Here is a 15,560-nt window from a genome sequence, read left to right as displayed (position 1 = left end):
GACTTACTACCTGCCAGATATTTTCTCATTAAGATATCGCCGACTTAACAATTTTATTTTAATAATCGAAAACCAATACTTAACATAACAAACTAAAAATAAGGATGATTATGTCAACCAATACTACGAGTGCATATAGTGACTTTCATTTACAGTTCATCGCTGGTGAATGGCAAACCGGTAAAGACGATAGCACCAACACCAATACCAATCCATATAACGGTGATACGCTTGTAGAGATCCAGCAAGCGACCAAAGATCAGTTGAACGAAGCCTATGATGCGGCGACCCAAGCTCAAGAAGCATGGGCCAAGCAGACACCAGCAGAGCGCGCCGCAGTGTTGTATAAAGTGGTCAACATACTCGATCAGCGCAAAGAGGAAATCGTTGATTGGCTAATCAAAGAGTCGGGCAGTACTCGTATCAAAGCCATGGTCGAGTTCGGTGCGACGCGCGCGATTACCCTTGAAGCAGCGACATTCCCTAATCGTGTTCATGGTGAGATTCGTCCATCAAATACCCCTGGTAAAGAAAACTTCATTTATCGTGAGCCAATCGGCGTTGTCGCTGTCATTAGCCCATGGAACTTCCCATTACATTTAACGCAGCGCTCAATCGCGCCAGCCTTAGCGCTTGGTAATGCCGTGGTACTCAAGCCTGCTAGCGATACGCCAGTGACAGGTGGTTTGCTATTGGCCAAAGTGTTTGAAGAGGCAGGTCTACCAAAAGGTCTATTAAACGTCGTGGTCGGCTCAGGTAGTGAGATAGGCGATGCAATCGTTGAACACAAAGCGCCAAGTCTAGTGTCGTTCACAGGTTCGACTTCAGTGGGCAAACATATTGGTGAGTTGGCCAATGGTGGTGAATACATCAAACAAGTGGCGCTTGAGCTAGGTGGCAACAGTCCATTTGTGGTACTAAAAGATGCTGATATTGAGCAAGCAGTAAAAGCGGCTGCCTTTGGTAAATTCTTGCATCAAGGTCAAATCTGTATCGCGATTAACAGAGTCATCGTAGAAGACGAGATATATGATGATTTCGTGGAGCGTTTCTTAGCGCACGTTAAAACACTAAACGTCGGTGATCCTAATAAGCAAGATACCGCTGTTGGTCCAATCATCAATGAAAAACAAGTTAAATCGCTCAAAGAAAAAATCGCTAAAGCGCAGGAAGAAGGCGCAAAAATGATACTCAGTGGCGAGATTGAAGGCCAAGTCGTACCGCCGCACATCTTTACCGAAGTGACTCGCGAAATGGATCTATCACGCAATGAAGTGTTTGGACCATTGGTTGGTATCATCCGTGCTAAAGACGAAGACGATGCGCTATCGATTGCCAATGATTCTATGTATGGTCTGTCTAGTGCCGTGTTCACTGCTGATATGCAAAAAGGTCTGCGCTTCGCTCGCGGTATCAGAGCTGGCATGACCCACATCAATGATATCTCGGTCAATGATGAAAGCAATACGCCGTTTGGTGGTGAGAAAAACTCAGGCATTGGCCGTTTTAACGGTGAGTGGGTACTAGAAGAGTTTACTAGAACGCATTGGATCTCAATGCAAAATGAGCCACGCGAATATCCATTCTAATTGTCCTAAAATAGAATGCTAATAGCTAATAAAAAAGACTGCTTTGATAGCGGTCTTTTTTTTGTGTGATATTTGGCAACTTACTGAAAATGATGTATCTGAAAATTAGTAAATCATTCATCTGGCATGAAAACCAAGTAAGCCTTCAATCTCTTCCATAGTCATTCGTCTTACCAATGCTTGTTCTTCTACCGACAGGCGATTGGTGTGCTCTTTTATCATTGTATGAATACTTCGCGATATCTCAGAGGTGGTCGCGTAATACATTTGAGGCTGCTCTTTTGTCAGCCTCATCAAAAATCGATTGATAAGTTTACGCTTTTCATCTGATTTATTTTCTTCAGTCGTAGTATTATTTTGAGTCATGGTGTTCTCCTAGAGGTAAGCCATTTAAGCAGTCAGACATATGATAGTCAATGCTTATAAGTAGTTTCTGGGGCTGAGCGCATTGCCTTACAAGTATGAGGTTAGTATCAAAGTGGAATGCTAAGGATGTTTTACACTGTATACGATATTTCAAGGTTAAAGACTAAAATAAGCGCTAAACAGCCAGAAGGATAAGATATGTCAAATCAAGCAGTGAACAGCTCAGAGAATAACAATGTCACATTGGTACTATTTCACAATGACTTGAGAGTAGCAGACAATGCCACTCTATTAAAAGCATCTGAAATCTCCACTGATGGCAAATTGCTATTGGTTTATGCGTCATCGTTGACAGATATATTAGACGATAAAGACCATTACAACGCCTATCGTTATGAGGCTATAGGTCAAGCCCGCCAGCAGTTTTTGCATGAGAGCTTGGCTGATTTAAATACGTCATTGATACAGCGTGGTAATAGGTTGCTGTATTTACAAAAAGGCGATAAAGCATTGGACGTCTTTACTCAGTTGAATGATCTAATAGAGCAGCAACAAGTGACGGATATTTGCATCAGTCAAACGGCAGATTATAATCAAAACAAAGTATATGAGCTTCTACAGGCGAAATATCCAGAGATACAGTGGCACATTCAAACAACAGCGACTTTGTTTGACGAGTTACCGCTAGAGAGCTTACCCAAAAGCTTTACGCAATTTCGTAAACAAATTGAGACTGATTATGATTTGCTGCATGCAGAAAAAGATATAGCCATTTCTCCAACGCCAGAATCACTTGCTCCATTGCCTGAAAGTGTGCAGAGTAGGGACGAGTACTTTTTTGAATCGCAGTTGTCTGATCATGCAGGGCTTGATAAGCCATCACAGCAGCTATCCAGTTTTACAGGTGGTGAGTTAAATGGCCTCAAGCACTTAAATAGCTATTTTGATTCCGATGCGCCGAGCACTTATAAAACAACCCGAAACGCGCTTGATGACTGGACACATTCTACGAAGTTCTCCGCTTGGCTGGCAAACGGCTCACTGTCTTTAAACACAGTATTGAATCGTCTACGTCGTTATGAGTGCGATATCATCGCAAATGACTCTACCTACTGGATATGGTTCGAGCTGCTGTGGCGTGAGTATTTTTATTGGTATGCTGTCACCCATCGGCAAAAGTTGTTTTGGTTTAAAGGCATCGCTCAGCACGCGCCTTCAACTCAATTGGACGAAAATCTGTTAGCGCAATGGAAGAGTGGTACAACACAATATCCTATCGTCAACGCATGCATGAACCAATTGCGCACGACAGGTTATATGTCGAATCGCGGACGACAACTGGTTGCCAGTTGCTTTATCCATGAGCTAGGCCTTGATTGGCGGTATGGTGCAGCTTACTTTGAGCAACATCTTGTTGATTATGATGTCGGCAGCAATTGGGGCAATTGGCAATATCTGGCAGGCGTCGGCGCTGACCCAAGAGGATGCAGACAGTTTAATCTCGACAAGCAAACCCAGCAATACGATCCAAACGGTGATTTTATTCGTCAGTGGCAAGGTAACACTCAAAAGAGCTATTAATGTATGTGGAAAATTTCCACTCAACAGGTGACAACTATTATTAGATTAATCATAAGATAGGTTTAAACAATGAAAAAGCCCAGTCCTTATCTCACTTTTGCAGGTGCTACTCCGTTTGTCGCCTGTGCATTTTTATTGATGGTAGACGTTGTTACCGTGCCTATGCTTGGTTCAGTAGTCGATATATTAAGTGCTTATGGACTAGTGATTGCATCGTTTATGGCAGGCGCACATTGGGGTAATCATTTAGATTTAGCTGACGACAATAAGTGGGCTATTAGGCTTCCACTGTATAGCAATGTCATTGCGCTTTGCCTTTGGCTTGGGTTTTTAATCTTATCAGCCAGTAGCTTTATTTGGCTATTGGTTGTCGGTTATATAAGTCTATTGGTTATTGATTATAGTCTGCATCGCGCGCAGATTATTAGCGATGTATATTTTAAAATTAGACAGTATGTCACGGCGATAGTGGTCGTATCGTTAGTCATTGCGGCATTACAGTTGTAAGTGATATTAACTAAGTCATGGCCAAATAACAGCTAAAGAACAGCCAGCCTGGTTTCTCTATTTTTATACTTGGGACGTCGCTTTGAGAGACTACCGTAGGCGCCGCACTTCGGTGAGTAAAGTATTTTATAGTTAGACTAAAGATTTATAAAGTTCATTTAAAATGAATGTTATAATTAGAGCCATCTATATTCCTCTAAGAAGATGGCTATGCAATCTATCAAGTTACCTAGCAAACCACCAAGCTCTCCGCATTCTATCCTTAATTTGAGCTTTCGCATATTTTTTAGTGCTGCTGCGCTATTTGCTGTGGCAACGATGCTGCTATGGGCGTTTGTGTTCACTGGTTACACGGATATCGATGCACAAGTTTTGAACCCGTTATACTGGCATGGCCATGAAATGGTGTATGGTTATGCCATGGCAGTGATAGCCGGGTTTTTGCTAACCGCAGTCAAAACATGGACAGGGGTGATGATGCCGCATGGCTATAAGTTGCTAGGTATCTTTGTCTGTTGGTTGCTGGCACGTCTGAGCTGGTTAGGTTTTGGGCTTGGCATAACGTTCATAGGTGATAGTATATCGTGGTTATATATAGCAGCCATTTTTGATGTAGTATTTGTCGCCTCGATGGCATATGTGATATGTCGAGCAGTATGGCAAGTTAAGCAATACAAGCAAATAGGTATCTTGGCAAAACTGGTACTGCTGACCTTTGGCAACGGACTCTGCTATTGGGGTATTATCAATGCTGATACAAATACAATTAAGATAGGAATTTATAGTGGGTTCTATTTGATTATCGGGCTGGTGCTGACGATTGGCCGCCGCGTAGTGCCATTTTTTATTGAACGTGGTCTTAGTATGGGTATAGATGTGGAAACGTCAGAACCCATTAAACTACGTAAGAGTAAGACACAAGATATCGCAAGCTTAGTGTTTTTCTTCGCCTTTTTTATTAGTGATGTATTTTATCCAAATAAGTATTTTTTAACGATTACTGCACTTGGCGTAGCAGTGATTAATATCGTACGTCTGATAGGATGGTATCATCAAGGTATTTGGCAAAAGCCATTACTTTGGTCGTTGTACATTGCATTTTCAGGCATGTGTTTGAGTTTTTTATTGTATTCACTACAACCTTGGCTCGGTTATCCGCATAGCATCGCTATGCATGGCCTGTCGATTGCTGGTGTTGGTATGATGACGTTAGCAATGATGACTAGAGTATCTCTGGGACATACAGGTCGCAGTATTTATCAACCGCCAAAAACGGTAAGCGTTATGTACGGCTTGATGGTATTGGTATTTATCAGCCGCGTCCTACTACCGCTAGTAGATATGAGTCATTACCTAATATGGATTATGATTGCTCAAGGCACTTGGATTGCTTGTTTTGTGCTATTTTGCATCAGTTATTTACCGATGCTGGCACGCCCCAGACCCGATGGCTTATTTGGGTAGAGCGATCTAATGATGCCATTGCTAAAATATGGACTACTTTGACCAAATTAATCTACTTAAAAAATTATACGAAGAAAGAGGAACGCAAGTACATGCGACTGACCAATTATAGTGACTACGCGCTACGCTCATTGATTTATTTAGCTGTGAGACCAGATCCGTCGCTACTAGCTAATATTAGCGATATTGCTGATAGTTATGGTATTTCCAAAAGTCATTTGACCAAGATTATTCATCAGCTAGGTCAGCTTGGTTATATAGAGAGTGTGCGTGGCAAAAATGGTGGCATACGATTAGCACGTTCGCCTAAAGATATTAATTTGGGCGTATTGATCAAACAGATAGAGCCTGATTTTAATCTGGTAGAGTGCTTTGCCGTACCAGCGTCTCATAATGATAGTGAGCAGGGCGCTCATCAGGCGGATTTGCCAGTGACATTTATTGAGGAAAAAAAGAATAAATCACTAGGCTGCGTGATTAGTCCAGCCTGTCAGCTAAAAAGCGTGTTTTTTGAAGCGCTCACCGCATTTGTTAATGTGCTTAAGCGTTATACACTGGCAGATATTCTGAACAATGAAGATGAGTTGGCTACTTTGCTGTTTCGATAATAGTGTCGATATGATTATGATCAGCTCACAAAAATGGGGCGCTACATTAGTAAGCACAGTAATAGCGACCCGTTTTTATATTTATTAAAAATATATGTTTAAGGCGTGAGAAGTTAGGCGTTTTCTAGTTTTGGACGTGCTTTCTTAACGGCTTTCACCAGTGCTTTCTCAAACCCACCTTCTTTGAACTGAACAAGATAAGAATGCGCAGCACAGAAATTGCGTACGTCACGCCATTCATGAGCCAAATTGGTCGCCCAGTCGCAGTATTGCGCGCCAGCGTTTGGCTCGTTTTTCAGGGCTTTTTTGGTCGTAGGATGCAGTATTAGCTCAGGTAATACAGCTTCTAATAGCTTCGTTGGTGGACTCATAAAAGTATCATCTACGTGCAAGCTTTGACTGGCAGGATGATAAGCCAATAAAGAACCTGCATGAATCATCTCATTGGGCGAGATATAATAAATGCCCTCTGACATTGAAAACTTAAGCTCAGGATAGCGTGCAGCGACTGCGTCACTTTCTACCAAATCATCTGCCCAATTGATTTCTGGTACTTTTTTATGGTGACGACTACTGCCATAAAACGTCGCTTGCGGGAAGTCTTTGGCCATTTGAGCACAGCTGACTGTATGAAACGGATGTACGTTCAGCACCGCTTCGACATCTTGACCATTATTGGTAAGTGCCATAATCTCATCTCGAACATCACCCGTGAGGGCGTAACTGTCCAAAAAGATAAATTTTCCTGATGATAGCTTGACTAGCGAGCATTGAGTGCCGATATTTAGTACGCCACCGAGACGGAATGTTCCGCGTATGTTCCAAAATCCCGCGCCTAAATCATGAATGTGATCAGTCATTTATAATTTTCCTCGTCTAGTTAATTAAATAAAATATGTAAATAAAACAAAGCTAATTTTTCACTATAAGCTTTGTCTTTCGAGTTGTTTTAGTAGTATATTTTCTAAAGGTTCACGCTTTTATGCTTTTTCAAGCTCAGGGCGAGCCAAATCAATCGCTGAGATAAGTGCTGTCTCAAATTGACCTTTATCAAATATAACCAATCCCGAGTGCGCGCCGCAAAAATGACGACCATCACGCCACTCGTGTGCCAGCTCTACTGCCCAATCACAATAGTGCTTAGCTGCATTTGGCTCATTTTTGAGCGCTTTTTTGGTAGTAGGGTGTAAGCCTAGGTTAGGCTGCACGGCATTTATTAACTTGGAAGGGGGTATCTCAAAGGTATCATCGACATAAATGCTCTGGCTAGCAGGATGATAGACCAATAAGGAGCTGGCATGAACCGTCTCGTCAGGTGAGATGTAATGCATGCCTTGAGGTATAGAGAATTGGAGTTCAGGGTAGCGTGCAGCAATGGCATCGCTTTCGACCAAGTCATCTGCCCAATTAACTTCAGGTACTTGCTCTGGATGTCGGCTACTGCCATAAAACGTCGCTTGCGGAAAGTCTTCTGCCATTTGAGCACAGTGTACTGTATGAAACGGATGAACATTGAGGACGGCTTCGACATTTTGACCATCATTGGTCAATGCCATGACTTGCTGACGCACATCACCAGTTAATGTATAGCTATCTAAAAAGATAAATCGCTCTGATGATAGTCTTATGAGCGCACATTGGACACCGATATCAAGGATACCGTTTTTGATAAATGATCCTCGAATACTCCAAAATCCTGCACCTAAATCATACATTTCATCAGTCATCAACATTGCTCCTTAATCGTTCATTTATTCAATCATTTTACTTGTTTATAGCGCCCTACAGTCGGTCCAATATAATTTGGATACAAGGCAGGCGAGTGAAAGTACTACAAGTTGTAGACTAAGCGGGCCTGACACCGTATCCAATTTATAGAATATTGACTATATGATTATTAATTTTTATGACAGTAAAGTCTGTAAGAAAAAAGATAGAAGCAATGTAAATGTGTAAAAATAAAAAAGAGTTGTTATTCAAGTGTCATCATCAGCAGTGAAAGCTGTCTGTCCTTCCTTTCGTAAGTAGGTTAAAAATAGCTTATAAACAGTCTTCGTAATCATAGGCTGATATACGAGTATCATCTTTGTAGCTTTCATTGCCACATAAGAATTTATCGAAACGGGCATCGCCGTTAATATAACGTTGCATCCATGCGATAGCAGGCTTACTTAATAGTTTCTCGTTAAAACGATGGCTGGCACAGAAATGACTGCCGTTGTTAATCTCGACCTTCATTTTTGGACCGTCAGCTTTTTGATAAAAAGTATTGGTGTATTTTTTATTCGGGGCGATACGGTCATTTTCACAAGCGATGAATAGAGCAGGCGTATCCATCGCGCCATAGCTCGTATCGTGATAGGGTGTTTGTGCAATGATGGCTTGCACCGTACTGCGCTCAGTTGCCAATCGTAGCGTACCGCCGCCGCCCATTGACCAGCCAATCGCGCCCAAACGATTTGGATCTATCATATGCCCCACTGTTTCATCAGCGACAAGGTGATCGAGAGCCGCGCTCAATTGCTCAGCACGGCTATCTGGATTATCGTAAATGGAGCTAGTATTAATAGTGATAACGACAAATCCCCAAGAGGCCAAACGCGGTCCCCACCATTTGATAGAAGACTCATAAGACACATAACCTGGCACTACCGCGATACCACCTAGCAGACCACAGTTAGCAGCATCCGTTGGATAATGTATGGTACCGCCACCAAAGCCATTGGCTGATTGGCGACTCACATGCTTGGACTTTATAGAAAACGGACCGTTATCACGTGTTTTTGTGAGCTCAGTAGCAGTGATAGCGTCATCCTTTATACAGTCTACTGCCGCTAGTGAGTTTGTAGCGTCGAGTGTTGATCTAACTGGGTTGAGGCTTTTAACGCTAGTCTCGGATACAGTTACTTCTGCTATAGCCATTGTAGAGAAAACCAATGTGCTCATCGCGATCATAAGTTGTGAAAGCATCATATTTTTCATCATAGTAAATTGTATTCTAAAAGGTTGTGTGGTCGTGCATGTCTATGGGTTAGAAAAGATAGACGTAGGTAGTGATTGTTAATTGTCAACGTCATCAATCGTTAAAGCAGTTAAGTACTCAACAAGTGCGTCAAGAGCATCTAACCATACTATCCTGTATATGCAGTAAACGTAACTTTGATCATGAACTTGTGAGTCGAAAGCTGTCTTCACCGTCTCAAGTCGAAATGTGATTCCTAGTCAAGTTTTTATACAATAATCTCGAATCCAAATAAAAAATCTATCAAGTGTTAATAACACTTTTAAACCTGAGTATATTGATGAATGTGCTACCATAATTGGCTTGTCATTATGATGAGCATTTATCGTTTAATAACGGTGCTTTTGCTTATACATTTAGCATAAATCACCGTTATTCCTTTCTATCATCCACGCCAGTGACGGTTATTATTTACAGTCATGGTATAACCAATATAGTCAGATCCCCTGTGAATAATTCTAAAGATCAGATTCAAGATATAACAGCTGTGCCACCAGTCACATCCAATCATTCAACATCGTGGATATTGAAGCTCACAATTGGCCTGATAGGTATGTTTGCTTTTTTGCAAGTGTACTCTATTCAAGCGGTGCTACCGGTCATGATGGTGGACTTTGCTGCGACCGAAGTACAGGCTGGCATGATCGTTGGTGCCACTGTGTTAGCCATTGCGATTATGTCACCATTTCTGGGTATGCTCTCCGATGCAGTCGGGCGCAAGTCGTTTATCGTTGGTGCTTTATTGTTTTTAGCGATACCGACAGCGCTTATTGCCCAGAGCTCGAGCATTGAATGGGTCGGCATTTGGCGTTTTATGCAAGGATTGTCTGTACCGGGTATTACGGTGGTGACAATTGCCTATATCGGTGAGGAGTTTGAGGGCCGGGCAATGACTGAGCTGATGTCCTTTTATGTGTCAGGATGCGTGCTTGGCGGCTTTATGGGTCGGTTCTTGTTAGGGCATTTACATGAGCTGATTGGCTGGCGTCATGGCTACTATGTGATGACGGCGATGACGCTATTGGGGGCAATATGGGTTGGCAAGATGCTACCATCGTCTCGTCACTTTGTGGCAAACCCCAATTTTCGCTCAGCGATACAGACGTTAGGTGAGCATGTCACCAATCGCTATGTGGTAACAGCATGTCTGCTTGGCGCTTGCGTGCTGTTCTCCCTTGTAGGCTGCTTCACTTTTATCAATTTACATTTGGCAGATAAGCCTTATGAGCTTGGTACTGGTGCGCTCGCCAATATCTTTGCAGTATATTTGCTTGGTGTTATTATCACGCCATTATCTACGACATTGCTACGTCGGTTTGGCTCAGCGCGTACAGTACGGGTGGCTATCGTCGTATCTATGGTCGGATTGTTATTAACTTTGGTCACGCCATTATGGGGGGTGATCATAGGACTGGCCATTATGTCGTCTGGTGTATTTATCACGCAGTCAGCGACCATCAGCTATATTGCAGTCAATGTGAAAAAAGGCCGTTCATTAGCATCGGGTCTATATTATATGGGCTACTATACAGGCGGTACGCTAGGGGCATGGCTGGGTGGCATAGCTTATGCGCGAGGGCAGTGGTCTCTTACCGTATGGTTGTTATTGTTTGTGCAGGTATTGGCGTTATTAATAGCCAGTTTTGGGATGATTAAAACCACGGTACGTACGAAGTGATTGGCTGTCTGATATAGCATAGGTGTGGTCGGCCATCTTATGATACTTAATGTAAGACCGCTTTACACAGCGCCGCTTTTTTCTTACTATCAATAACGATGTTAGGGTCTGTTGAACATTCAAATATTAGGGCTGCTGATTGCTAAAGGTGCACCAAACGAGGCGCAAGCCGACGATAATGTCGAGACCTTAGCTAGGTTTGCAACAACGTTTGGGGTGATTTTAGCATCAGCCTTTCAGGGCAGTACTATTTTTTGCCAATATATGGCGAAATTGTCTAACCTAGAATGACTAGGCGTCAAAAATTGCACTGCATATTGTCTAAAAAATAGTGACTGCCAGCACCACATTTGAATGTTTAACAGACCCTATTATTATAAAAATTAAAATGGTTAGCGCAGTAGATTTTATGCTGCTATTAACTTGATTGTTATTATTATTGTTATTTACCCCTTATAAGTACGACAAACAAGGAAGTCAGTTCTATGTCAAACATTTACCACAGTGCACCATCTGCCTACGATTATCCATTACTGGTCAAGCAATTATTAAGCCGTGCAAAAACGGTATCGCAAGATCAAGAGATTGTGTATGCGGACAAAAAGCGCCTAACTTATAAAGAGTTGTTTGAGCGTATCAATCGTTTGGCCAATGTATTGGCAGACCTAAAGCTTGATGCAGGTGACGTGGTTGCCGTGATGGATTGGGACAGTCATCGCTATCTTGAGTCTTATTTTGCCGTGCCAATGTCAGAGTACGTTTTACAGACTGTCAATATCCGTCTATCACCTGAGAAAATTCTTTATACCATCAACCATGCCAAGCCTAAAGTGCTCATGCTCAACTCTGAGTTTGCGCCATTGGTTAAAGACTATCAGTTCGAGAACTCAAGCATTGAGCATATTATCTGGCTTGATGACAACGGTGTCACGGCTGAAGGTATCTTTGGTAGTAATCAAAGCCGTGTCACAGGCGAATATGAAGCATTATTAAAAGCTGCTAATAGCGAATTTGATTTCCCAGATTTTGATGAAAACACCATTGCGACGACCTTTTATACGTCAGGCACGACAGGTGATCCAAAAGGGGTTTTCTTTAGCCATCGTCAGCTAGTGCTACATACACTAGCAGAAGCGGCAACTTTGGGGATGCTGCCTGATAAGCAAGGCGTGAGCTATGGTGATGTCTATATGCCGATGACGCCAATGTTCCATGTGCATGCATGGGGTTTTCCGTTTACAGCAACCATGGTGGGTCTAAAGCAAGTCTATCCAGGTCGTTATGCGCCTGATACGTTGATGGACTTAATTGTCAATGAAAAGGTCAGTATCACCCATTGTGTACCAACGATTTTGCAAATGGTACTCAAAGAAGCACAAGACCGCGACGCTAGCTTTAATGGTCTAAAAATGATTATTGGTGGCTCACGATTGACAGAAGGTCTAGCCAAGACGGCAATGGCACAAGGTATCGAAGTCTATACAGGCTATGGCATGTCGGAGACCGCGCCGCTTATTAGCTTAACGGGATTTAGTCTCGATGAGCCTGAAATGACTGAAGAAGAAGATATTGCCCGTCGTTGTATGACAGGTAAACCCGTACTCATGGTCGATGCTCAGGTATGGGGTGAAGGCAACAAATCCGTAGGTACAGGACCAGAAAATACAGGCGAGCTGGTATTGCGTGCGCCTTGGTTGACCCAAAGCTATCTCAAAAATGACGACGCTGGCAAAGATCTGTGGGAAAATGGCTATATGCATACCCAGGATATCGCTTATATACGTCCTGATGGCTATATCAAAATCACCGATCGCTTAAAGGACGTGATCAAATCAGGTGGTGAGTGGATTTCATCACTAGAGATTGAGACTATTTTATCACTACATCCATCCGTAGCCGATGTGTCAGTGATTGGCGTACGTGATAAGCAATGGGGCGAGCGTCCGTTGGCTTTGGTGGTGCTAAAGCCTGATGCTAAGGATACCAGTGCTGATGATATCAAAGCGATTGCAGAAAAAGCGGTAGAGCGCGGTATCATTCCTAAGTATGGCGTACCAAGCCAGTTTAAATTCGTTGATGAGCTACCAAAAACTTCCGTTGGCAAACATGACAAAAAAGTCATGCGTGAAATGTATGCCAATCAAACTGAGATTTAATTAGTATTAGTTAGATTTTCAAGTATTTGTATTCGTCAAAATGTAGTGCGTATTACACGCTTAATAGTTGACCTTTCCGATAGGCTCTGCTACATTTTAAACCGATACATATCGTATCGGTTATTTAATTCTGGCAAGGATGACCAGTATTTATTAAGACATGGTTTTTTATAGTTGAAGCATTTTAGAGTTGGTATCAGCCAGTTGTACGCAGACAGTGCGCCGTGCGAGGTGAGTACCGTTACAACTTATTGAGTGCCTTAACTATAAAATACTATTGCCTCATTTCTCGTTTATGCTAAGGACAGCTACTATGAGCGACCATTCCCAATCCCCAGTTTCTACCCAAATGATAGACACGCCAAACTTCGCTGATATTTATCATGAGTCTATTACGGATCGAGAGCAGTTTTGGGCTGAGCAGGCGAAGCGTATATATTGGCATAAAGAGCCTGAGCAAATTCTAGATGACAGCAATCTGCCTTTTGCCAAATGGTTTGTCGGTGGTGAGACCAATCTTTGTTATAACTGCGTCGATCGTCATCTGGCAGACCGGGCAGAGCAAGATGCTTTTGTGTGGGTGTCATCAGAGATTAATCAAGAATTGATAGAAACCTTTCCAGCAGTCGTTGATTCGTTTAAGGATCTCGGCAATAACGTTGAATTTTATACAGACTATACCAAGCGTCGCCTAACTTATAATGACTTATATAAAGAAGTTAATTATTTTGCCGATGTGCTACAGCGTCACGGTATTGGCAAGGGTGACCGTGTCATTATCTATATGCCGATGATATTAGAAGCGGCTTACGCTATGCTGGCTTGTGCTCGTATTGGTGCCGTCCATTCAGTCGTATTTGGTGGGTTTGCTGCCCATAACTTGGCTATCCGTATGGACGATGCCGAGGCAAAAATGGTCATTACGGTAGATGCAGGGCTACGCGGTGGTAAGGTCGTCAATTATAAAAATCTCGTCAATCAAGGCGTTGAGCAAGCGACTGTCAAACCAGAGCATGTGCTGGTGGTCAATCGCGGAATATTGCCATTCGAAACAAAAGACATCGATGTTGATTATGCGACCGAGCGTCGTCATAGCTGTGAGGCCAATGCAGTCGTGGAGCCAGTTTGGCTTGAGTCAAATACTCCGTCCTATTTGCTTTATACTTCTGGTACTACTGGCACACCAAAAGGGGTGCAGCGCGATACGGGTGGTCATGCCGTCGCGCTGACGACGTCGATAGATTATGTCTATGATGGCAAGGCTGGCGAGACGTTCTGGGCGATATCTGATATTGGTTGGGCCGTCGGGCACTCTTATACGATCTACGCGCCGTTACTGGCGGGTATGACCAGTATTATGTATGAGGGCTTGCCGCATATGCCAAACCCTGGTATTTGGTGGCGTATTGTTGAAGCTAACAAAGTTAATATTTTATTCACTGCACCTACAGGCGTGCGTATGCTCAAAAAACAAGACGAAAGCTGGATGACGCGCTACGATGTGTCTAGTGTGAAGTCGTTCTTTTTGGCAGGTGAACCGCTTGATGAATCAACGGCTAGTTGGTTGACTCAGCACCTAGGCGTGCCAATTTTAGATCACTATTGGCAAACAGAGTCTGGTTGGCCAATCTTGAGTCATACGCCAAAGTTCAATCATAAGCCTCACAAGCAGGGGTCACCTGGTTACCCGATGTATGGCTATGAGGCGCATGTTATCAATGAGGAAACGGGCGATCCTTGTCAGGCTGGCGAAAAAGGATTACTTGCAATTAAAGCGCCACTACCGCCTGGCTGCCTTACCACGGTATGGCGTAATGACGAGCGATTTATCAGCAGCTATTTTGGTCTGTTTGATGGTCAGCAGTACTCAACCTCGGACTATGCAGTGACAGATGAAGAAGGATATTTCTACATCTTAGGGCGTACCGATGATGTGATTAACGTTGCAGGACATCGCATAGGCACACAAGAGATTGAGGAGGCCATCAGTACGCATCCAGAGATGGCAGAGTGTGCTGTGGTAGGGATTCAAGACGAGCTAAAAGGCGAGCTACCTATTGCATTCTGTGTCTTAAAAGATCAAACGCAAATTGAAACCACTGAAAACCGTTTTCGTATCGAGCAACAAGTCATAGGTGCTGTTGTCAAATCTTTGGGCGGTATTGCTCGACCCGCTGCTATTTATTTCCCGCAGGCATTGCCAAAGACACGCTCGGGTAAAATCCTACGTCGCTCAATTCGTGCGCTAGCGGAAGACCAGCCAACAGGAGATATGTCAACACTTGACAACCCCTCAGCCATCGATGCGATCAAGCAAGCAATGAAGGACTATTGATTGGTCCAATGTATCGATCTATAAGCCAATCATCTATAAGTCAGCAATGATCGTTATTTCACATAGCAAATAGATTTATTTTCTAAAAGCTCATGAGCAATCATGGGCTTTTTTGATTTTATGAGTCAACCAAAATAGGGTCTATAAAAATACGTTTATATAAAAGTTTGATAAAGCGCTTGACCGTAAAAATGATTTATTGTTATAGTCAATAACGATACAAAATAAATCATTTTAAAATTTAGTTTTTAATA

General features: G+C 42.8%; 12 protein-coding genes. 8 read left to right on the top strand and 4 right to left on the bottom strand.

The window, feature by feature from the left end; translation table 11 throughout:
* Positions 1-110: 110 nt before the first annotated feature.
* A complete protein-coding gene (locus JMX91_RS08645) occupies positions 111-1,589 on the top strand; it encodes an aldehyde dehydrogenase family protein (RefSeq protein ID WP_201548618.1) in 1,479 nt (492 codons plus the stop codon).
* A 117-nt stretch (positions 1,590-1,706) separates the two neighbouring features.
* Here JMX91_RS08645 and JMX91_RS08640 read toward each other — a convergent pair whose 3' ends face one another.
* Positions 1,707-1,955 carry a hypothetical protein gene (locus JMX91_RS08640; protein WP_057760515.1) on the bottom strand — a complete coding sequence of 83 codons (249 nt, stop codon included), beginning with the start codon at positions 1,953-1,955 and terminating at the stop codon, positions 1,707-1,709.
* A 198-nt stretch (positions 1,956-2,153) separates the two neighbouring features.
* On the opposite strand from JMX91_RS08640, the gene JMX91_RS08635 reads away from it, so the two are divergent.
* The 4 genes from JMX91_RS08635 to JMX91_RS08620 all read left to right on the top strand — a co-directional run bounded on the left by JMX91_RS08635 (position 2,154) and on the right by JMX91_RS08620 (position 6,115).
* On the top strand, positions 2,154-3,536 hold the full coding sequence (locus JMX91_RS08635) for a DASH family cryptochrome (RefSeq protein ID WP_201548617.1): 1,383 nt from the start codon (positions 2,154-2,156) through the stop codon (positions 3,534-3,536).
* A gap of 69 nt (positions 3,537-3,605) precedes the next feature.
* Complete coding sequence (locus JMX91_RS08630) at positions 3,606-4,043, top strand: DUF3429 domain-containing protein (protein WP_201548615.1); 438 nt, start codon at positions 3,606-3,608, stop codon at positions 4,041-4,043.
* A 210-nt stretch (positions 4,044-4,253) separates the two neighbouring features.
* Positions 4,254-5,507 (top strand): NnrS family protein, encoded by a 1,254-nt coding sequence (locus JMX91_RS08625; RefSeq protein WP_201548614.1) that lies wholly within the window; start codon positions 4,254-4,256, stop codon positions 5,505-5,507.
* 92 nt (positions 5,508-5,599) lie between these two features.
* On the top strand, positions 5,600-6,115 hold the full coding sequence (locus JMX91_RS08620) for an Rrf2 family transcriptional regulator (protein WP_201548613.1): 516 nt from the start codon (positions 5,600-5,602) through the stop codon (positions 6,113-6,115).
* Between the two features lie 113 nt (positions 6,116-6,228).
* Here the strand turns inward: JMX91_RS08620 and JMX91_RS08615 are convergent, their stop codons facing one another.
* The 3 genes from JMX91_RS08615 to JMX91_RS08605 form a co-directional block, all read right to left on the bottom strand.
* The gene (locus JMX91_RS08615) at positions 6,229-6,975 is read right to left on the bottom strand and encodes a hypothetical protein (protein ID WP_201548612.1); all 747 of its coding nucleotides are present in this window, start codon (positions 6,973-6,975) and stop codon (positions 6,229-6,231) included.
* Positions 6,976-7,095: 120 nt separating this feature from the next.
* Positions 7,096-7,842 (bottom strand): hypothetical protein, encoded by a 747-nt coding sequence (locus JMX91_RS08610; protein ID WP_201548611.1) that lies wholly within the window; start codon positions 7,840-7,842, stop codon positions 7,096-7,098.
* A 313-nt stretch (positions 7,843-8,155) separates the two neighbouring features.
* Positions 8,156-9,088: a dienelactone hydrolase family protein gene (locus JMX91_RS08605; RefSeq protein WP_201548610.1), complete on the bottom strand. Its 933-nt coding sequence runs from the start codon at positions 9,086-9,088 to the stop codon at positions 8,156-8,158.
* Positions 9,089-9,624: 536 nt separating this feature from the next.
* On the opposite strand from JMX91_RS08605, the gene JMX91_RS08600 reads away from it, so the two are divergent.
* The 3 genes from JMX91_RS08600 (at position 9,625) to JMX91_RS08590 (ending at position 15,306) form a co-directional block, all read left to right on the top strand.
* Complete coding sequence (locus tag JMX91_RS08600) at positions 9,625-10,815, top strand: MFS transporter (RefSeq protein WP_201548653.1); 1,191 nt, start codon at positions 9,625-9,627, stop codon at positions 10,813-10,815.
* Positions 10,816-11,300: 485 nt separating this feature from the next.
* Positions 11,301-12,971: a fatty acid--CoA ligase gene (locus JMX91_RS08595; RefSeq protein WP_201548609.1), complete on the top strand. Its 1,671-nt coding sequence runs from the start codon at positions 11,301-11,303 to the stop codon at positions 12,969-12,971.
* Between the two features lie 313 nt (positions 12,972-13,284).
* A complete protein-coding gene (locus JMX91_RS08590; protein WP_201548608.1) occupies positions 13,285-15,306 on the top strand; it encodes a propionate--CoA ligase in 2,022 nt (673 codons plus the stop codon).
* The last annotated feature ends 254 nt before the right edge of the window (positions 15,307-15,560 follow it).

Source organism: Psychrobacter sp. Pi2-1 (genome assembly GCF_904846645.1).
Taxonomy (GTDB): Bacteria; Pseudomonadota; Gammaproteobacteria; order Pseudomonadales; family Moraxellaceae; genus Psychrobacter.
This window is presented reverse-complemented; position numbering and strand designations above follow the sequence as displayed.

Excerpts from the sequence above, each read along its gene's own strand:
- JMX91_RS08645 (WP_201548618.1), top strand. The coding sequence starts at position 111 with ATGTCAACCAATACTACGAGTGCATATAGTGACTTTCATTTACAGTTC.
- JMX91_RS08640 (WP_057760515.1), bottom strand. The coding sequence starts at position 1,955 with ATGACTCAAAATAATACTACGACTGAAGAAAATAAATCAGATGAAAAG.
- JMX91_RS08635 (WP_201548617.1), top strand. The coding sequence starts at position 2,154 with ATGTCAAATCAAGCAGTGAACAGCTCAGAGAATAACAATGTCACATTG.
- JMX91_RS08630 (WP_201548615.1), top strand. The coding sequence starts at position 3,606 with ATGAAAAAGCCCAGTCCTTATCTCACTTTTGCAGGTGCTACTCCGTTT.
- JMX91_RS08625 (WP_201548614.1), top strand. The coding sequence starts at position 4,254 with ATGCAATCTATCAAGTTACCTAGCAAACCACCAAGCTCTCCGCATTCT.
- JMX91_RS08620 (WP_201548613.1), top strand. The coding sequence starts at position 5,600 with ATGCGACTGACCAATTATAGTGACTACGCGCTACGCTCATTGATTTAT.
- JMX91_RS08615 (WP_201548612.1), bottom strand. The coding sequence starts at position 6,975 with ATGACTGATCACATTCATGATTTAGGCGCGGGATTTTGGAACATACGC.
- JMX91_RS08610 (WP_201548611.1), bottom strand. The coding sequence starts at position 7,842 with ATGACTGATGAAATGTATGATTTAGGTGCAGGATTTTGGAGTATTCGA.
- JMX91_RS08605 (WP_201548610.1), bottom strand. The coding sequence starts at position 9,088 with ATGATGCTTTCACAACTTATGATCGCGATGAGCACATTGGTTTTCTCT.
- JMX91_RS08595 (WP_201548609.1), top strand. The coding sequence starts at position 11,301 with ATGTCAAACATTTACCACAGTGCACCATCTGCCTACGATTATCCATTA.
- JMX91_RS08590 (WP_201548608.1), top strand. The coding sequence starts at position 13,285 with ATGAGCGACCATTCCCAATCCCCAGTTTCTACCCAAATGATAGACACG.